The following is a 19,786-nucleotide window of genomic DNA, read 5'->3' as shown; positions in this document are numbered from 1 at the left end:
ATGCGCAGCTTGATTCCATTGCTTCTTTGCCTCGTCCTTACTTTTGTCCTTGCCAGTTGCGCCAGCCTGCAGGAAACCCGACAGCAAAATCGCAACCAACTTGCCGACGACAGGATTGCACTGGACGCCACCAACCAGTTAGCACAGCTCTATCCGCCCGCGAAAACGCAGTTCAACCTGATCGTGGCTGAACCGAAGGAGTTCGGAGAAGTGCTGGCCGTGAAGCTTCGCACAAAAGGCTACGCAGTCTCGGAAACCGTGAAGACAAAAAGAGTTTTTTTTGCTGACACATTCGCCGGATTCCAGCAGAAACCGGGCGGCCAATCGGATGAGCCCCAAGTCCGGGGCATGGAAACTCCGGTGGCCCTACCGACCCCACTGGCAGCAGGGCAGGGGATAGCTCTCTCCTATATCCTCGATACTCCGGAGCACGGCACGCTTCATACCATTACGTTGAAGGTGGGGGATGCCTACCTGTCACGCGCCTACCTTCCGGATTCCAGGGGTGTCGCGGCCGCGGGCGCCTGGACCTACAGGGGGCAATGACATGGGGGGCAATGATATGAACGATCCCATGTCTCCCTCCGCTTCCCCGAACCGGTTGCAGACAAAATGGGGCGTGCGCCGCGCCAACGATCTGCCGCTCTACCTGCTGGGGGTGGCCGCCGCCATCTTCCTCATCGTCATTGGGCTTGTTGCGATGGACCGGGCAAAAACCAAGCACAGGGAGGAGACCGCGAAGACCCCCGCAGGCAGCAACGCGGCCATGTTCGCCAATGAAATCGCAGGGGAGCAAAAGGGCGGGATGATCCCGGCAGTCGAGCCAGTAATCCATGAGAACAGCTACCCGGAGAACCCTAACCTGCCACCCATGCAGGCCAATCTGCCTTCGGCAAGGCACTCCGCTTCCCCCGAGACGCAGGAAATGCAGCGTATTCGGCAGGTTAAAGTGCAGCAGTTCGAGGAGGCGTTGAAGGCGAAAACTGGAGTGCAAATCCAGAGGCGCGCATCGCAGGAGGCACCGAAGACACAGGCTGTTCCGGTTTCGAACACAGATCCTACCGCCGTGTACAAGGAGCGCCTGGCCCAGCTTAAAGGGGTAGGTATCGTCGCGCCCCCGGATGACGAGGACGCAGGACAAACGCAGCAGGACCAGGCACACCAGAACGATATCAAGGTATTCGACAACAGGGAAGGGGGAGATCGATGGAAACTCGATTCCAGGGCCACGCCGCCACGCTCAGCCTTTACAGTGCTGACCACCTCCGTCATCCCGGCAACCCTGATTACCGGCATCAATTCTTCCCTGCCGGGGAAGATCTTCGGACAGGTGAGCCAGGACGTATACGATACCGCCACCGGAAAATACCTCCTGATCCCGCAAGGCACCAAACTGGAAGGGGAGTATTCGAGCGAAGTGGCCTACGGCCAGGCAAGCGTGCTCGTGGCCTGGCAGAGATTGGTTTTTCCGGATGGGAAGACCATGGATATAGGCGCAATGCCAGGCTCCAATTCAGCTGGCTATGCGGGCTTCACCGACCAAGTGAACAACCACTATGCGCGGCTCTTTGGCAGCGCGATCCTGATGTCGGCTATCTCCGCAGGAGTGGCTTTGAGCCAGAGCACGAACCAGGTGGCGGGCACGTTCGGCGCGCCCACGACGAGCAGCGTGTTGAGCGCAACCCTGGGCCAACAGCTCGGGCGCGTGATCACGCAGATGATCTCGAAGAACCTGAATATTGCGCCAACACTTGAAATCCGTCCGGGATATCGGTTCAACGTCACGGTGACGAAGGACATGGTCCTTGCCCGGCCGTACCAGGCTTTCGACTACAAGGGAGCGAACCCGAGGGGAAATGCGAATGGATAAAGGATTGAATAAGCGCGCACGCTACACAACCCGAGCGATCACCGCTGCTGCCATGATCGCAGGCCTGTCCGCCCTGCCGGCAGAGACACTTCATGCTAGCGGAATTGCTGTGTTCGATGCCGGGAACATGAAGCAGAATGTGATTTCGGCAATCGAGGGCGTGAACCAGACCATGAAGATGGTCGAGCAGTACCAGCTGCAGCTCTTGCAGTACGAGAACATGCTGCGAAACTCGGTGGCTCCGGCCGCCTATGTCTGGAACCAGGCGCAGATTACCACCATGCGCTTGATGGGCGCGATGAATACACTGCAGTACTATCGCAACCAGGCAGGCAGCCTCGATGGCTACCTGCTGCGCTACCAGAACCCGTCCTACTATATGAACTCACCCTGTTTCGGGCCGAACGGTTGTACAGTTGAAGAGCGTGCGAGTCTGGAGACTAACCGGCGCCTGAACGCCGATGGCGAGAAGATGGCAAACGATGCGATGATCCGCAGCCTCGAGCTGCAGGAACTGGAGCTGCAAGCAGATGCGGCAAGGCTCGAGCAATTGCAGAGGAACGCCGAGGATGCGCCGGGGCAGATGGCCGCGATCCAGGCAGCCAATCAGCTCGCGAGCAACCAGGCGAGTCAGCTCATGCAAATCCGGGCACTGCTGATTGCCCAGCAGAATGCGGAAGCGGCACGGCAGGCAAGGATTGCGGACATCGAGGCGCAGCAGGCAGCTGCTTCAGCGCAATTGAGAAGTGGGACCTTTAGAAAAAGTCCAACTCGTGAATGGTAAGGAGAAAACATGAAACTTCAACGTTCGGTTAGTACATTGATTCTTGCGATTATCATTTTGAGCGGTTGCGTAGAGAACGTGCCCTGTAGCGAAATCTGGCGATACCGAGGCATGCCAGAGTATGAAGCCTTGGCAAAAAAATGTCCTGAACAAGCTGCCGCTGCAGAGTCAACTAGAAAAGGCACATTCAAGAAAAGTGAGCCGCGGGAATGGTAATGGTATGGAAACGAAGAACATCTCTAATGCCCTGTCTTGTTTATTATTTCTGGGGATAATATTTTTTTCAGTGCCTTCCTATGCTGCAATTGATAGTGTAGGAGTGTTGGATAATATCCTTGATCGATACCACACAGCCGCATCGGCGTGGCAAACAGTTATTACCCAACGCGCCTCATGGCTCTTCTGGGTGCTCGTAACGATCAGCATGGTCTGGACATTTGGCCTGATGGCGCTGCGCCGGGCTGACATCGGCGAATTCTTCGCCGAATTCCTCCGCTTCACGGTCTTTACAGGCTTCTTCTGGTGGTTGCTGGTCAACGGACCCGCTTTTGCCACCTCGATCATTGCCTCGCTCAAGCAGATCGGTTCCGAGGCCAGCGGACTTCGCAGTATGGGGTCTCCGTCTAGCATAGTGGATATCGGTTTTGAGATTTTCTACAAGGTATTGGATCAATCCATCGTTTGGGAGCCAGTTGATAGCATGGCTGGCATCTTGATGGCTGCCATCATCCTAATTGTTCTTGCGCTGATCAGCATCAATATGGTTATTCTGCTGGTATCCGGCTGGATACTGGCCTACGCCGGCATTTTCTTCCTAGGCTTCGGCGGCTCGCGCTGGACTTCGGAGATCGCGATCAACTATTACCGCACCGTCCTGGGCGTCGCGATATCGCTCTTTGCCATGGTGCTGCTGGTGGGCATCGGTAAGACCTTTCTCGATGATTATTATTCCGCTATGAGTGGTGGCCTCAATCTCAAGGAAATGAGTGTAATGTTAGTTGTCTCTGTTGTGCTGCTTACCCTGGTCAACAAGATTCCGCCCATGCTAAGCAGTATCGTTGGCGGCGGGGCAGGGGGGATAGGCAATCTTGGCGCAGGCGCTGCAATTGCAACTGCCGCGACCGCGACCGGTGTGGCGACTGGCATGATGATGGCCTCGGCTGCTAATGCAGCAGGGGGAGCATCTGCCATCAAGGCGGCATTCGACGCGGCTCACGCCAGCATGGAAGGCGGCATGGGCATGTTTGCCGAAACGCAACCCAGACAGAATGCCCCACTGGGCGGATTAGCTCAGGCAATGGGCACGCCATCACGCTTTGTAGCCGAAATGGGCTCTCATCTTGCCCGGGGAGGGATGGAAGCGGTAAAGAGCGGACTTGCTTCGCAAGGCGGGCGTGTCGCCCAAACCCCCGGCGGAAAAGTTGCCTCAGCCATTCGCTCCACCATTCCCGAGCCGCAATTCAAGGGCAATGCCTTTGCTGGATCGACGGAGACGAAGCTGGACGCCGAAGCGGAAGCCGCTGCCTTCCGGGACAGTAAGTAACAGGGCAGGGGAGGGATGGATCTACCTCCCGATTTGCCCGAGCGCGTGGTTTGTTCTATCCAAGCTGCGGTGAAATACGAAGTCCCAGCAAACATCCTTCTCGCCGTGGCCGAGAAGGAGGGGGGCAAGCCGGGGCAATGGGTGCGAAACGCAAATGACACCTACGATATCGGCCCAATGCAGTTCAATACCGGCTACCTTGCGGACTTATCCAAATACGGCATCAGGCCCGAGCATGTGGCGCAACCAGGATGTTATTCCTATGCGCTCGCCGCCTGGCGTATCCACATGCACATCCGCAACGATCGGGGCGATTTGTGGACGAAAGTGGCCAACTACCATTCGTACACGCCTCATCTTAACGCTGCCTACCGTGCAGACCTGATGCGAAGGGCAGCCAGGTGGGAAAAATGGCTCAATTCCCGCTTTGTTACGAGGGAAGCAACCTTTCAGATTGACAAGCGGTAGCCCTGTGGATGATCGGGTTTGCCGAACATCTGGCGGCGCTTCGCTTGGCCCATGGACAACCCTGCTGGAAAACCTGATGGACGAATAGATCCTCGTCCACGAGGTTTCCCACAGGGATTGCCCATAGGCTTCCCGGACTTCACCCACATAAAATCAATTTTCCTGACGCGGCCAGGCCTTGCCCTAACTATTTTTGAAAATTTTCTTTTAAAACCCCAAGTCAGAACCGTCCACTGTAGAGCTTGCCGGCTTTTCTTCACCCATCTTAGGCGAAGGCTAGCTGGGTTCCTTCTAAGTCAGCTCAGAACTGTCAAAACCTTTCTTCCTTCGTATGCTATAAATAATGCATTCACTCATGTAGGCACTGCGGGCAAGGTATTGCAAAGGGCTGAAGGTCCAGCGCGATAGTGCAATCCAGCGACAGAAGGAGAGGATGACGAACATATTGAATCCCCTTTGTCGTGGTGGCCATAATCATAATTGACGGGTCAAGACAAGAGCATAGATTCCTATCTCCTTTCTTTATGTACGGTGAATAACCAGATCAATGCTTGAGAAAGGCTCATTGCGGTTGCCTCAATGATATACAAAGCCCAGACGTTGACGACAGTAATGATAGAGCATGCTGATTTACTTTATCCTCGATAAACCCTAACCCATCGTTTCAACGAACTGCCCCCAGTAGCCATTGGACTCTTTAGCAGTCGCGAGAATCATCGTATGTCAGTAAAGCCAAGTAGCCAGAAGGAGAGTCAAGAAGCGCTAGATAAAGCTGCGAACTCGCTTGGTCATCTCCTCAAAGCGTTAGGGCACGGTGCATTAAATAACTCGATTGCGCTCCTTGCATTAGTTGTGGCAAGCATCTCATTGTACCTGTCACTGATCGACCGACAGGAAAGCCGTCACAAGGAAATGCTTGCGCTGACAATGCTCTTGGAACCAGTCGAGCATGCGCGAGTCTTCATTGCGGCGCCAAAAGACATTACAACCCCCTATCAGCCTCCCTATCTGATGTTCCCGGTTCGCATATTTGTGATGAATGGGTCAACACTGCCTCAGACAATTACTGATCTCTGGATTTCATTCGATGAAGGACCAGACGAGAAGATTAGATTCGTTAAGTTAGACGGCGTCCGAGAAACTGACGGGAAACTCCTGAGTTGGCCTAAGACAATCTCTCCTCGGGAAACAGTGGCCTTTGATGTCAGCGTACCTATTCCCGTATCAACGAAAACGCTGGCGAAGATTGGGTATCGCGCTAACGATGCAAAATCCTCCATCCTTGGATCCGCTGGCAGGTTAAACATCGCCATCAACGAACGTGCTGGTCCAAATAGTGAAGTTTTCGACAGCCTACGGCAACAGGTAACGTTTAGTCTTAGGCTAATGTCTCCTTCACCGGGCTCGCCTAGCCACGTGACACTCCGACGGAGGCTTCCGTGGTAAGCAGAGAGGTGAATTGCGGAGGGTTTTCCCCCGATTTCACGCCCACACATCTAAAAGGCTGATAATGAGTCAGGAGGTGTTGATGGCAACACGAAAAAATACGCTAGGAGTTTAAGAGGAGGCGGTACAACTGGTGCGCGATTGATGTGCCCCTGGCTTCAAGCAGTCTGGATTTGCAACCTTTGCAAGCCTGCCTGAGCTGGGGTTCGGTTGCCGAGCGCAGAATGTGGACGCTCGTTGTTATAAAACTGCCACCACTTCTCGATCAATATTTTTGCTTCATGCCGCGTGATGAACCATTCACGGTTGAGGCATTCATCACGCAATTTGCCGTTGAAGCTTTCCACGAATCCCTTCTGCCAAGGGCTGCCAGGCTCAATAAAGGCTGGCCCAACATTCTTATCTCGCAACCACGTCATCACTGCGGTTGCAGTAAATTCCGCGCCATTGTCTGAGCGAATAAAGGCAGGCTTTCCATAGATGCGCATCAGCCGTGACAGGATCAGGATGACGTCCTGGTTACGCAGGGATTTGCCAACTTCGATTGCAAGGCACTCACGTGTATGCTCATCCAGCACGCAAAGCAGCTTTAGCGTCTGGCCATTGGCCAGCCGATCATGGACGAAATCATAAGTCCAGACACTGTTTGGTTTAGTTGCTTCAGGAAGGCGTATATCCGTCCCGCAGCGGCGTTTCCTGGGCCTACGCTTGGGCAAGCTTAGTCCCAGCTTACCCCACAAGCGCCACACGCGCCCCATGCTCTGACCAGTCATGACAGCAATGCGCCGATACCCAAAACGGGGATAGCGGCTTGATGCTTCAATTATCCGTGTAGCAACAGCATGATCCTTAACGGGTTGCTTGACCTCATAACTGCCAATACGACGGCTTACTCCGACAATTCGACACGCTGATCGCTGCGATAATCCCTTGCCCGCCAGAATTCCAAGCGCTTCAAGTTTGCCTTGGCCCACGAAAGAAAGCATCCCTTGATCTGGGATTTTGATAAAATCCCAGAAGGAGGAAAAGATGCGATTAACAAAACCACAGACTCAAGCAAAGCTTTCGGCCTTCCCCTCTACCGATGATTCGCCAATCGCTCCAATGTACGAGGAGCTGGCGCTCCACACGGAGGATGCCCGAGCAGTAATTTCATATCTGGAGAGTCGGGACTGGGGATTCACTGACGATGACACTCGCTTCCTCGGTCATGACCTTCATCCTTATCCAGCAAAGTTCATCCCGCAGCTCCCCGGGACGTTCATTTCACTGCTCAGTTCACGAGGGGAACTCGTGTTCGATCCGTTTGGCGGCAGTGGCACCACTGCGCTTGAAGCCATACGACTTGGCAGGCGGGCAGCTAGCGTCGACGCAAACCCAGTGGCGGCACTCATCGGACGCGTAAAGACCGCTCGTGTGTCACCCGAATCGGTAGCAGAACTACATCTTCTCCATGGAGCACTGCGGGCCCTACTGGAATCCTTGCCAACCGATGCAACCGAGCTGGTTGCCGCCTATGGTTCTCATGCACCCACCATAGCAAACCGCGAAAAATGGTTTGCAGACTCGGCGTTCGGTGAACTTGCTTATATCCGTTATCGAATCACTCATCTTGAAAGCGAGGCAGCGCGAGACATTAGCCTGCTGGCGCTTTCTCGAACAGTACTGTCAGCATCCTTTCAAGATTCCGAAACTCGGTACAAGAGCGTCCCGCGTGAAGTTGCAATTGGCGAGACAACCAAGCGTTACGTTAAGGAATTCGAAGCTGTTATGAAGTCGGTCGCCCGTAACGCGGCTGCAACACGATATGGCATATCCCAGTTTTTGACCGGTGATGTGCGGCATCTCACGTCGAAAGATATTCCCGACGGCTCCGTGGACCTCGTAATGACTTCTCCCCCTTATGGAAACGCTACCGACTATCATCTTTATCACCGCTTTCGGTTGCTATGGCTCGGATACGACCCCATTGCTCTCGGTAAAATCGAGATTGGATCGCATCTCAAGCACCAGCGCGAATCAAGTGGATTTGCAAGCTACTTTGCAGACATGCTTCAGGTGCTTGATGGGATAAGCCGCGTACTGAAAAACGGACGATATGCCGTGCTCGTAATTGGCGATTCCGTCTACGAGGGTATGACTTATTTAACGGCGAATCTCTTAGCCGAAAAGGCGACTGAGCACGGATTCGACATTAACTGTGTCATTGGAAGGCCAGTACACAAGACGAAGCGTTCTTTTACGTTTGCGGGGAGGCGAACAGCAACAGAGAGCCTGTTAATTTTGCGCAAAGCGCTCCGAAAAACCATCATTGCCCTTGAAGGCCCACCGTACAAGCCTTGGCCATACGAGCAACAGTTGCGTCTTCGCGAGACTGGCGAGACCCTTAAGATTACGAAAGCATCTAAAGATACTAACATCATCGAGAAGAGTGTTGATATAAAGGAACTACTGCGTTGCCGCTCCCTAGTCTTCACTCACCAAATTTGCTATCCGAACGGCCACAAGGAGCCAACATGGCAAGCCATTCTAGAGAATGGCACGGCTGTAAACCCGAGTACCCGTAAGGACCCGAAGTACGTGACGCACGGAATCCACGCCTACAAGGGCAAGTTTTATCCTCAACTTGCCAAAGGGCTCATTAATCAGCTTTCACTGCCTCATGGCGCACGCATACTAGACCCATTCTGTGGTAGCGGCACAGCAGTGCTTGAGGGTTACTTGAACGGATATACAACATATGGATGTGATATGAACCCGCTAGCGGCAAAAATCGCGCGGGCAAAAACATCTATTCTTGACGTCGACCCGGATGTTCTGACGGAGGTTGTCTCGACAGTGGTTGGCGCCATAGATGCTGCTCCTGGAAAGCTTGGGGCAGCGTTAGACCAGTTCGAACCGGAGTGCATCGAAGAAATCGACCGCTGGTTTGCCGCGCCTGTCGCCCGGAAGTTAAACTGGCTGCTTAAAGTCATTCGTTCCGGAAGTAATGGAGCAGTACGGGATTTCCTAGAGGTCGTACTGAGTAGCATCATTCGCGACGTATCACAGCAGGAGCCTACTGACTTGAGAATTCGCTACCGAAAGGAGTTACTGGACAATGCGGACGTATTTGGATTGTTCAAAGAGCGGCTCGCGTTACAGTTCGGTCGAATCGAAAAGTTCTGGAAGGTTCGAGGCTATGCACCAAACCCATTCTTCCATTCACATGCTATTGCTGGTGACAACCGAGAGCGTGCGACTTACGATTTGCTAGGGTTGGCAGATGAGTCCATTGATCTCGTGTTGACAAGTCCCCCGTATGCAATGGCGCTGCCATACATTGACACGGACCGCCTGTCCTTGTTGACCATATTCGGATTAGGCGGAAGCGAGCGTCGCCCGCTTGAGCAAGCACTCATTGGTAGCAGAGAGTTGACTACTACAAGCAGGCGGCAGCTTGAAGCTGATTTCCTTGAGAAGGATCACCTCCCCGCAGACTGCCTGCAGTTTGTCCGGAATCTGCATTGGGCAATTGAAGCTTCTCCGAACTCCGGATTTCGCAAACAGAACATGCCTGCGCTGACGTATCGTTTTTTGGAGGATATGGACAAGGTCTTTGAACAACTCTATAGGATATGCAAGCCGGGTGCGGAAGCAATGATTGTCATTGGCGATAGCAAGATGACCATCGGCGGCGAGGACGTACGAATTCCATCAACCGACCTTGCTGAAGCAATTGCTGTGGCTCGCGGATTCGAGCTTATAGAAGAGATTGACATTTCCGTGACTACGGAGAACCTGATTCACATTAAGAACGCTATCACCGAAAATGTCGTACTGCGACTGCGAAAATGAAGTTAAGAGAAACCGAATACGCGCCGCGACCGACCGCTACCGGGCTTGCACAGCGCCTTCCACGCTTTATGCTGTAAGGTGCCGTCCACGGCTAGGACACACTCGTATACATAGGGCTCGTTCTCACACCGAGTGATTCGAACCATATCCCCAGCCTGAGCCCACTTGGCAAGATCACCGGAATGGAAGCGAAAGTCAGAGCTATTTTGGTAGAAGTACATACGAATATCCTGAACTATGTCTTTTTCCGGTTCGCCGACTGAGCGTATTCGCCACTTGGGCTTCCAATTAAAGTATACGCGTTCCTCACCGCCAGGGGCGTCGCCTTTCCGCGGATTGATAGACTTAACGTAGTTGTCGGGCCACCCCCAAAAGTCCTGCGCCGCATTGAGGGCCTCAAGTGGTATACGTTGTTCACCCGGAATTTTCCCGCTGCTTCCTTTGGTCATGGTAAGCTCAAGATAAAAAGCGACCGGCGCAATTTGCGCCACTGGCACAAAACTGCGAGGGTCTGTTTTAGCCTCAAGTTCCGGCAGAATTATGGATGTGCCAGCGGCAGATGCTATCGCCTGCTTCTCGACAGCCTTCCGCTGTCGCCTAGCTCTTTCTTTCTGAGCATCGAGTTGGTCAAGCTGATGCCGAACAGCCGCCATGACAACTTGCTGCACCTCCATAGGTAGTTTTGGTGGTCCAGGCGTAACTTCGTAACCGAAGACATCATCACTCACCCCGTCCGACGCACTGCGAGCGGCTTTGCGCCGTTCTCTGGAATCGGCATCGGTGGGAATGTCGCTCCGGGCAACTAATAGGTTGAGATAATCTTCGTCGAGCCGTCTTCCCGTAGGGAGGGTAGGTTCAATAAACTTGTTGAGCTGTTGTTTTGCCACATCTAGTTGAATCGCTTCTGCTGGCAATTGATAGGTAACTCGAACAGCCCCTTCATAGTTACCGTACAAGCCGCCATCAGTAAGATTGTTTGAGCCAAGAAATATTTCGGCGTAGTGCGCAGTCTCCACAATATAGAACTTAGGGTGAAACGTGACGCCGCTCTTTCGGTTCTTGAAGACAAAAACCTCTGCTGGCCAAGTTGCAAGCTCTTTGAGTACCTCTTTACTGGTCCCTCCCATATCTACGCCAACTACGATGCGAATACGCGCGCTAGCAGCATGCAATTCATATAGACGTTGCTTGAGGCGAAGTACGGCCTGGAGAGAGGCGAATGCAGACACAATGGTGACACAGGTAGGAACTGTCGGCGCATTAAGTGCGGCATGAAGGTAAACGCCCAGTTGCTCTTGAGGCTGAGCTAAAAAGTTGACTAGCATATTCTGATTATTCTTAGAGTGATAAAGGCAACTTCGGGATAAGTGATAGGCCAAACCGCCCGGTATCGCTCCTCAGTGGCGCTTTGGTGTAGCCTGTGACAAAGCAGCAAACGGGGAAGGGAAAAATTTTCGCGCGAAAATCTCTTGAAAAGCGGTTACCTATTGCCAATGCAAGAGTGATCATTTCACATCATATTACCGATCTATGTGGCTTCGTGCCATTAGACTTCGAGAGGTGTTGCAAGCTCCAGATAGCGGCAGAACGCATTCGCAAGTTGCATCTGACGAGGAGTCTTGCATTCGGCTTCAAAAATTTCAGGTGAGGCAACTAGAATGGCCAAGCATTGGGCGCGGGAGATTGCCACATTAAGACGATTCGAGCTGTACAAAAACTCCATGCCCCGCGGCGCATCGGCGTAACTTGAAGTTGCCATGGAGTAGATTGCGATGGGAGCTTCCTGACCTTGGAACTTGTCGACAGTTCCGACTCGTGCCTCCGGGAGGCGCTGCTGGATTTCAAAAACCTGGGCGTTGTACGGTGTAATGATCAAGATGTCGCTAAGGGTCAAGGGTGCTACTTTGCCATTTCGATCAACCCAAGTCGTTTTGCTGGCTAAGATCGTCTGGACAAGTCGTACTATAGCGTCAGCTTCCTCAATCGATGAGCTCTTATTGCCGGTATGGTCTACGCGCAAATAACGGAGACCGCTGCCTGTAATCGACCCCTCAGAGAGGATTTTCTGACACTCACACCCCTCTTTAGAAACGAGCTTGTCGTCATAAAAAAGCTCTGAATTGAAGCCACATATTTCCGGATTCAACCGCCATGTCTGTTCAAGGAATAGGCCGCGGTCTGGCGTAAGAGTATGGGCACAGCCTAGAATGTGCTGAAGCGCTGAGACGCCTGTTCCGTCTGGATGCGCACCTTGCATCGGTTGCTCCAGCTGCTGTGGATCGCCCAGCAAAATCACCGTTCGTGCGGCTTGTGATACAGCAAGCACATTAGCCAGCGACATCTGTGCAGCTTCATCCACCACAAGAACATCTAACACGCGGTATGCATCTTCGCGCGACCATAAGAAGTGAGTCGCCCCGGCCACTTGGCATTGCCCGTTCGCCATAGCGGACAAAAGCTGATTATTGTCCTTTGCGAAAAGAAGATGGTCCGTGTCGGGCTCTCTGTCCTTGGCCTTTTGAATGCAGCATAGATCCACACTCATCTCTTTGGCAGCTTCGAGAACTTTGTCGATAAGGTTCCTTATCACTTTGTGACTGTTGGCTGTGACCCCAACTTTCTTACCCTGCTTAACAAGCTTGCAAATCATGCGGGCGCCTGTAAACGTTTTTCCGGTACCCGGTGGACCCTGGATCGGAAAAATGCCACCCTCGAGTAAACCAGCTATGCGAAGCGCGGCATCCAGGACTGTTTCGTGCGGGTGGCGGATCGGTTGCTCTTCGATCCGCGGAAGCTTTCGTAGTAAAAGCGCCCGCGCAGCCTCATAGTCCCCATCACCTTCTATGCCATGGGCAGCCACATACTCGCCGAGGCGGAACAGAGCGTCAGCTTGTTCCTTATCGTCGTAAATTTTGTGGGCAAAGATTGCTGCAGAGTGTAAGTCGGCCGTCGCCTTCATCTTCTTGATATCAATGGTGCGATTAATGGTGGAAACGGTGACAGCATTCCCGATCTTGTTACCGCCTACCGCGCGAAGCTCTTCATCCCCACGCAGATCGGTATCCTGCTGTTCAAATCGATACCTATGTGTGGGAATTCCTGTTTTAGTAGTGTCTACAACGCCGACCAACGAGAGTTTCGAAAGCGCGGCACGCTCGTCTACCAATTCGTCTGCCGTTAGCGCAGCTAGACGAAAATACTCCCACCATGTCGCCTTGGATTCACGGCGATGCCAGTCCAAAATATGCGCGAGAAGCCATCTCGCTTGCTGTTCTACTGTCCGCTGCTCCGAGTCCAGCGGAACGTCAGCAGTAAGGCGTTCAACGAGTACCTTGACCAGCTCTTGTCGTTCGGTAAGCTCTTCGCCTGCCGACTCCTTACCAGGCTGGGGGCGTGGCACGTTAGTACCGCGCTGTATTAGGTAAGTTCGGTGTTCCTCAAGCCAATCGCGCAAAGCTAGGGCTGACGAGCAATCGTCCTCGTTGTAGCCCTGGACAGCTCGCTTGTCCCCATCACTAATCGAAGCCGCGTTATCAAGTTCCAAACATGCCTGCAAGCGTACCAGGGCAGAATTCGCGTCGAGCAGCCTTATTTGACGCGTGAATCGGTAAAGCGGCTCAAGCTGCTTAATCGAATAGCTTTCTACGCCGGCTCGGAGGGTGTGTCGGATGACGTTGTAGAGATCAACAAAGGCTTTGCGACGGAGTAGATTATCGATTTCATTCTCACGGGACGCATAACGGCCCATGAGCCGCTTAAGAGTGCCGGGTTCGTAAGGGGAGTAATGATAGATATGGATATCAGGATAATCCTTCAGGCGAGCGGTTACGAAGTCGACAAATCGCTCGAAAATTGCCTTCTCGCCCTTTCGATCAAATGCCCAGTCCGCGACATAAACTAGCTTTCCGTTTTCATCACGGAACTGATAACCGAAGAGGTATTCAAATCCGTGTTCCCCCACAAACGAGTCACCCTCGATGTCGAGAAATATGTCGCCCGCGGAAGGAGGTGGGAGGAGACAAAGTCCTGCTTCAGGAATGACAGGAAGTAGTACAAAGCGCAGCTCACCTGCCTCACGGGACTCCATCTGAATTCTCGCCTGATCCCGCGCTCTTTCATAAGATTGCGTTGCTCCACGTTGCGGCTTCCACGACAATGGCAACGACATTTTTGCAAGAGTCGCTACAGTAGCAATCCCATTTCTCTGTAACTCGCTCGTTTGATTTTTGGTAATACCTGCAACAAGACAAAGGTGGTCGTCGCTCCGCCTGCGCTGATCGCAATGTGCTTCCCACCGGCAAACCTCACATTGCTCCTTGGGATCGGGGTAGAACTGAGAAGCTGCGCCAGCCTCAGTCGCAGCTTCAAGCGCTGCCTTTGTTCTCCGGAAGTACGCCCCAAAATCTGCAAATCGGAAGGTCTGCGGCACAAAATCAGACCATGGAGCAACGACGTGGATATATTCTGGTACTGCCCCTTGCATCTCTTGAAGCAGATGAGCGTATACGCACAGCTGCAGGACTGCTCCGGCCTTTGTTTCGCGTGCAAGCTTTGTATCAATAACTTCATACGCCCACGAACCAAGCGTGCTTGGCTTCTCGACACGTCGCAAAACATCGGCCCGTCCTGCCCAACGCTGATGGTGGAGCGCGCCTTGTAGGATGATGGGCTGTCCGTCCTCCATCGCCTTCTTCGTTAGGTGGACAGCAGATGGGGTAATATCAACCCCTGGGATTTCTACCGGCAAGTACCCCTGCTGACGCAGATGCTCAACGAACGCCTTCTCATGTAGGCGCCCCCGTTCGCGAAAAATTTCAAGCAGTGGATCCCAGTTCTTGGGTTTCTTTAGCGTCCCAACCGTTACAGCGAGATCGAGTTGCGTTAGGTGACGACAGCTCAAGTGTCCCACCAGATCCGATGGACTCAAGTATATGGCTTCCCCATTATTCCTCATGTCTGAGTACCGCAATTGTCATTTTTTTCATCTTCTCCCCCTGATGTTGTTTGTTTGATGGTTATTGTTTCTTTTTCCTGGTTTTTCTACTACTGGACTAAGGTACACTCCGAATCCCGCCAGACAGCTCAAAAGAGCGTGATGAGCAATATCTTATTGCTCAAGCTCACTAACTATTGAGCCATCAATAATCTCAGGATTAAAAACAGAGCGTCAAAACATGAACAAAAACGAACTCATCCAGGCCATCGCCGCCAAAACTGAGTCAAGCAAAGCTGAGGCGGAACCCAGTGTTCGCGCCCTGATTGAAGTGATCTCGGTGACTTTAAAAAAAGGGGAATGGTTGTGCGTGCACGCTGGGAAAGGCGCAGCGTTGGTATGAGGTGGAGCTTATTCGCGACTTGTTAGGCGATTGGGTCGTTATGCGCCGATGAGGCAGAAAAGCTTCCAGGCAATACGGAGAACTGTCCCATGTAGTAGAGGGAGAGGCCGAGGGATGGAAATTTATTGAAAAGATCCATCCAGTGAGGCTGCGGCGCAAACCAGCTTATTGGCGTGTCTATTAATTCACATATCCTTCGTAGCCATTCACCTTCTGCTTGAAAAATGGCATGCCCACAGGCCCTCTGACCTTAACAAAGAAAACTTTCCTGACGCCACCTTCGGCCTTGCCCTAATTATTTAGGGAATTTCTTCCAAAGTCCTCTGCTCGCCTTTTCTAATTTCTCTCCAGAAACTCAACTTGGCTTTAGCTTTTCCGAGGGTCAGTTTCAAGAGACGGTTTTAGGAGGGGTTTTTGGCCAGAAATGGAGCAAGCCCATCCGTTTTTTACGGCCTCCCAAAAACGGTCGTTTGTTGAACTACAGGCCGACTAAATCGAAAGCATTATTGCTATTTACGTGCTTATATGAACTACCGTACTATGTTGCTTGTAAGTTCAAAAACTATAAAGGATGTCAATTATGAATAATGTTGTTTTCGTTCCAATTTCCTCAGAGATCTACAACGAGTTCGTTCTTCGTTACGGTGACGCTCGAGCAGATGTGGCTTCAACTATCGAAAATGTCGTGGCGGATTACTTGGAGCGCACGAAAGACGAGCAGTATTGGGGAGAGCAGTATCTGGCCAAACGTGATGCTGAGCGAATATTGGGGGAAGCTTTAGGGGACCCGGACAAGGGCTATCAGTGGCTCGCCATTTTCTTACCCAATGGCACCAAACTCAAAATGGCTTACAAGGGACGTGATTATTACGCGGAAGTAGTGCATGAAAAAATCATGTATGAGGGTGAGTCCTTTTCGCCGTCTGGTCTTGCAAACTGTATCGCTTCTGGCACGGCACGCAACGCATGGCGTGATCTATGGATTAAAAGGCCTCGCGACAAGGAATGGTTACTTGCTGATGATCTTCGCCGTAATCGGACCTAGGACTTCCATGAATACCCGACATGCGGAAATACGGGCGCAGCAACGTGGTATCCCGCCGATGGTTGAACAGTTGCTTGACCTCTATGGACAGGAAGAATACGACGGCCGTGGCGCTATCACCCTCTACCTTAATAAGAACAGCATCAGAAACATGGAGCGTGACCTGGGCCGACGCGCGGTATCACGGCTCGCGGAATGGTTCGACGCTTACAAGGTAAAAACTACGGATGGCCGCACCATTACTATTGGCCATCGCACTCGTCGCCTCCGGAGGAAATAATGCAAGAGCAACCCGTACTAAACTTGCAACTCCAGTTTCTCATGCAGGAACTGAAACAGGTTGAGTCTGCTATCCAGGCGTCCCAAAAATGGTTCGCTACTCTCGAAGGTCGTCGTGAGGCTATGACTGCGGAGCTGGAACACATCACGCGACTGCAACCTGTTTCTACACAAATTCCCGTGAAAACCATCAGGCTTGGGTTTGAGTATCGAGGGATAGTGTATGAGCACCGGTACAGCATTGACATCTATATTCACCTTCTACGTCACTTGTGGACAGATTTTCCGGATCGTCGGGAAACGATGGCGCAGGCAATGGGTTCCTGCGGCAGGAAGCGCCCATATGTCGCCAAAACGCCTGCTGAGCTGTTTCCTGGCAAGCCGCCGGCATTTGCCGACAGACACAGCCGGAAACTGGTGGGTAATTGGCACATCGACACGAATCTGAGTTCCGAGCAGATAAGGACAATTCTGTTGGCCGCTATTGCAGCAGCAGGACTTAGTTTGGGTAAAGACGTGAAAATTAATTGGAAGCGGACACAAACTTCTTCGGCGTTTCATTGCGTCGAGAACAAGCCCTTGGCCGTTTAAACATCACACCCCTCCCTCTACCAGTAATCACTATTCAGGATTATGATGAGCGAGGTTAAGCTCAGCTATGAGGTTTCTTAACAGGTGAGAGAATTAACCCTCGTTCGAAGATGTTTTTAAACCACAAGAAAGGAGAAGAATAATGAACTCAAAGCAAGCGTCCCTAATTGTTGGTCTCAGTATGACAATGTTCATTACATCGCCCGTACATGCAGCGGTGACTTTATATGATCAGAATTTCGAGCATCCGGCGGCTTTTGTAAACGATGGCGGCGATGTCAATATCTTCAATCCGGTAAATGAACTCTATGGTGACCAGCCAGTTGGGTTCAGTTTTGCGCAAACAAATACCGTAGAAACACTTCTTATAACAGGCAATCAGGCGTTTGGCCATGGCTACTCCGACCCTTCTGGCAAGGGTGGAAATTATGCCTTGGGGATGCTTTCCACGGAACAAAATGATTGGCTGGGGCTGTCTTTTAATGTTGGAAGCAACCCGTTTATGAACGTGCGCATGGATATCTCGAGTATTGATCTCAGCGTATTTGGGGGCCCGTTTGTTACACCTGGAGCTGTCCCAACGTTCGAATTCACTCTTTACGATAATCCTAATGGAGTTAATGGCCTAGGTTCTGGGAAGATCCTCGATGTAGCGCAAGTTTCGGGTATAGCGTCGCCGCGTGATGTATTCAGCTGGACGGAAGTCTCGCTACCGCTCAGTACAATGGGCAATACCAATGGTAACGTAACTCTGCGAATTGATCTCTTGGAGGGCGGTTATGCAGCGATGGACAACTTCCATATTACAGCTGACGTAAGTCCTATCCCCGAACCCGAGACCTACGCAATGTTTGTCGTTGGATTGGGCTTGATGAGCTTCCTAGCACGCCATCGCAAGACTACTTAAGTAGAGTAGAGCCAGATTTAGAGCCACAAGGGGATTCTATCCCTTTTGTGGCTTTTCCTTTTTATTGCAGCTGACATTCTTTCTTTGGCGTTTGAGCAGCAAAATTTAAATTAGCCCACCGCGTCTAATCATTAAGTGCTATGAGCGCATCGATTGGATGGCAGAAAGTCCAATAATTTCGTTAGCTCAAGATCGACTACTGCGGGCCTGGGTGAGATTTAGCTACTCCCTTTTTGCTCCAGGGTCATGAATGATAAAGGACGTTATAATTCCCAAAAAGCCTAGAGCAAGCAAAAGTGAAGTATGGATGGGGCAGAACTTCAGTTTTTCTCGAAAAGCTTATCGATTGCGGTTTGAATGTAGGCAATCAACCAAGTCTGATATCCCAATATCTCTCTTGGATGAATCGGTAAATCGTTGGAGTTTACTTGCCATAATCTGCTTGGTCCTCGTGTAATGTCATCTTCTATGTAGAGCCCCTCCACTCTTGGTCGAAAGCGTAAGGCATTAGAAGTGTGAAAATACTGCCTAGCAACCGCATAAACGTGTCCAGGGGCATGCTGCAAGCTAGTTTGAGCTGAAATATCGAGCCTGTTTCCGGCTAGCTGGTTAGCTGCTGTATCCCAGATGGCTCTATTCGCCTCAGAATTCTGTAGGTCGTCTAAAAACTTTTGCATGTCTGTAGGCGTGACCACATGGTTCCATATCTTCTTACCCCTGCTACTTACCTTGTTATAGATGTCAATCCATATTGGTACTAGGTTTGGATTAATGAGGCCCAACAGCTTAAGGAATTCATTATGAGCCTTAAGGTTCGGGTTGGTCACAAGCTCCTTAACCGCCGCCCGAAGCCAACTGGTTGACACAAAGTGCCGGTCTTGCATCGTGCCAGACTCCTTTCCTTGAATGTGAGCGTCTGACTTGCTCATCATTGCAACACCGTCGTCGAGGAGCGCGTCGGTCACGGGTTGACCTAACGCCCGCGCTTGATTCTCGACGAATCTCCTTCTAACAGGTTCGTTTGTCGCACTATTATTTGGTCGAACATTCCAGACGCTTGCATTCGAGGGTTTAGGAACGTAGCGTGGGCGAGCAAGATATTTTAGTACCCAATAAGTAAAGAGAAATAATGCCGCCGCGATTACAATCGAGTTCCACAATTTGCTGCTTTCTTGTGTTGATTCTAAGTCGTCGCTATCGATTAATGGCATTGCATCGTCCTCGATGAGTCCACAAAAATCATATCCACAGAGACCGACTAGGGGTTAAGGTTCCGATCCTAAGGGAAATGGAGGGAGGGTCTCTCGTTACAATGTTGCTGAAGCCAGCATCCTCAATTTGATGAGCAGCTGCGGTCGGGTGAATATTAGTCAAAACTTACTTGAGTTATTACCGGGAAATAATAATTAAACTCAAGTTAAGTGCCGATTTTGACAATAACAAGTCAGGGATAAGAGCCTTTTTTAAAGAATCGGGCTCTACCACGTTTTATAGATGCTTAGTGGGGGCACATCAAAGTTGTTAATGAGCAGGAAAAATTAACCGTTGCTCATGCTCCTACACCCCCTTGTAGTGGCTATTGCATCGCTTCAAGGTTAGCTGGTGTATCCACGCTTCTTAGATCTGTATTTTTTCGAATTAATAATTTACGTTTTAAAATAGCCTAATTTATAGCAAAAC

General features: G+C 51.5%; 16 protein-coding genes and 1 pseudogene. 13 read left to right on the top strand and 4 right to left on the bottom strand.

What is annotated here, in order from left to right:
• From BMY01_RS14235 to BMY01_RS14210, 7 genes are all read left to right on the top strand, one after another.
• On the top strand, window positions 1–546 hold the full coding sequence (locus BMY01_RS14235) for a hypothetical protein (RefSeq protein ID WP_074748732.1): 546 nt from the start codon (window positions 1–3) through the stop codon (window positions 544–546).
• Window positions 547–562: 16 nt separating this feature from the next.
• Window positions 563–1,870 (top strand): TrbI/VirB10 family protein, encoded by a 1,308-nt coding sequence (locus tag BMY01_RS14230; RefSeq protein WP_074748792.1) that lies wholly within the window; start codon window positions 563–565, stop codon window positions 1,868–1,870.
• A complete protein-coding gene (gene trbJ, locus BMY01_RS14225; protein ID WP_074748730.1) occupies window positions 1,863–2,654 on the top strand; it encodes a P-type conjugative transfer protein TrbJ in 792 nt (263 codons plus the stop codon). Before BMY01_RS14230 ends, trbJ begins: the two co-directional genes overlap by 8 nt.
• Window positions 2,655–2,663: 9 nt before the next feature.
• Complete coding sequence (locus tag BMY01_RS17545; RefSeq protein WP_139176930.1) at window positions 2,664–2,870, top strand: hypothetical protein; 207 nt, start codon at window positions 2,664–2,666, stop codon at window positions 2,868–2,870.
• Window positions 2,776–4,197 (top strand): P-type conjugative transfer protein TrbL, encoded by a 1,422-nt coding sequence (trbL, locus tag BMY01_RS14220; protein ID WP_439331409.1) that lies wholly within the window; start codon window positions 2,776–2,778, stop codon window positions 4,195–4,197. Before BMY01_RS17545 ends, trbL begins: the two co-directional genes overlap by 95 nt.
• Before the next feature lie 15 nt (window positions 4,198–4,212).
• The gene (locus BMY01_RS14215; RefSeq protein WP_074748728.1) at window positions 4,213–4,665 is read left to right on the top strand and encodes a lysozyme family protein; all 453 of its coding nucleotides are present in this window, start codon (window positions 4,213–4,215) and stop codon (window positions 4,663–4,665) included.
• Window positions 4,666–5,385: 720 nt separating this feature from the next.
• A complete protein-coding gene (locus BMY01_RS14210; protein ID WP_074748726.1) occupies window positions 5,386–6,111 on the top strand; it encodes a hypothetical protein in 726 nt (241 codons plus the stop codon).
• Between the two features lie 158 nt (window positions 6,112–6,269).
• On the opposite strand, the pseudogene BMY01_RS14205 reads toward BMY01_RS14210, so the two are convergent.
• Window positions 6,270–7,076: pseudogene (locus BMY01_RS14205) on the bottom strand (IS3 family transposase); the annotation flags it as partial.
• Between the two features lie 64 nt (window positions 7,077–7,140).
• Between BMY01_RS14205 and BMY01_RS14200 the strand changes: the two are divergent.
• On the top strand, window positions 7,141–9,948 hold the full coding sequence (locus tag BMY01_RS14200) for a DNA methyltransferase (protein ID WP_074748723.1): 2,808 nt from the start codon (window positions 7,141–7,143) through the stop codon (window positions 9,946–9,948).
• A gap of 2 nt (window positions 9,949–9,950) precedes the next feature.
• Here BMY01_RS14200 and BMY01_RS14195 read toward each other — a convergent pair whose 3' ends face one another.
• Both BMY01_RS14195 and BMY01_RS14190 read right to left on the bottom strand, forming a co-directional pair.
• The gene (locus BMY01_RS14195) at window positions 9,951–11,327 is read right to left on the bottom strand and encodes a phospholipase D family protein (RefSeq protein ID WP_139176929.1); all 1,377 of its coding nucleotides are present in this window, start codon (window positions 11,325–11,327) and stop codon (window positions 9,951–9,953) included.
• Window positions 11,328–11,494: 167 nt separating this feature from the next.
• Window positions 11,495–14,902 (bottom strand): TM0106 family RecB-like putative nuclease, encoded by a 3,408-nt coding sequence (locus BMY01_RS14190; RefSeq protein ID WP_074748720.1) that lies wholly within the window; start codon window positions 14,900–14,902, stop codon window positions 11,495–11,497.
• A 220-nt stretch (window positions 14,903–15,122) separates the two neighbouring features.
• Between BMY01_RS14190 and BMY01_RS14185 the strand changes: the two genes are divergently transcribed.
• The 5 genes from BMY01_RS14185 to BMY01_RS18425 all read left to right on the top strand — a co-directional run bounded on the left by BMY01_RS14185 (window position 15,123) and on the right by BMY01_RS18425 (window position 18,106).
• Window positions 15,123–15,284, top strand: coding sequence for an HU family DNA-binding protein (locus tag BMY01_RS14185; protein ID WP_081353954.1), 162 nt, complete (start codon window positions 15,123–15,125; stop codon window positions 15,282–15,284).
• A gap of 580 nt (window positions 15,285–15,864) precedes the next feature.
• Window positions 15,865–16,329, top strand: a complete 465-nt coding sequence (locus BMY01_RS14175; RefSeq protein WP_074748718.1) for a hypothetical protein — start codon at window positions 15,865–15,867, stop codon at window positions 16,327–16,329.
• Between the two features lie 7 nt (window positions 16,330–16,336).
• Window positions 16,337–16,609: a hypothetical protein gene (locus BMY01_RS14170; protein WP_074748716.1), complete on the top strand. Its 273-nt coding sequence runs from the start codon at window positions 16,337–16,339 to the stop codon at window positions 16,607–16,609.
• Complete coding sequence (locus BMY01_RS14165; RefSeq protein WP_074748714.1) at window positions 16,609–17,199, top strand: hypothetical protein; 591 nt, start codon at window positions 16,609–16,611, stop codon at window positions 17,197–17,199. Before BMY01_RS14170 ends, BMY01_RS14165 begins: the two co-directional genes overlap by 1 nt.
• A gap of 142 nt (window positions 17,200–17,341) precedes the next feature.
• Window positions 17,342–18,106 carry a PEP-CTERM sorting domain-containing protein gene (locus tag BMY01_RS18425; RefSeq protein ID WP_074748712.1) on the top strand — a complete coding sequence of 255 codons (765 nt, stop codon included), beginning with the start codon at window positions 17,342–17,344 and terminating at the stop codon, window positions 18,104–18,106.
• Between the two features lie 320 nt (window positions 18,107–18,426).
• On the opposite strand, the gene BMY01_RS14155 is transcribed toward BMY01_RS18425, so the two are convergent.
• Complete coding sequence (locus BMY01_RS14155; RefSeq protein ID WP_074748711.1) at window positions 18,427–19,317, bottom strand: hypothetical protein; 891 nt, start codon at window positions 19,315–19,317, stop codon at window positions 18,427–18,429.
• Window positions 19,318–19,786 lie beyond the last annotated feature (469 nt).

This window comes from Nitrosospira multiformis (assembly GCF_900110185.1).
Classification (GTDB): Bacteria; Pseudomonadota; Gammaproteobacteria; order Burkholderiales; family Nitrosomonadaceae; genus Nitrosospira; species Nitrosospira multiformis_A.
Note: the sequence above shows the minus strand (reverse complement) of the source record. Positions and strands in the feature narration are given on the sequence as shown.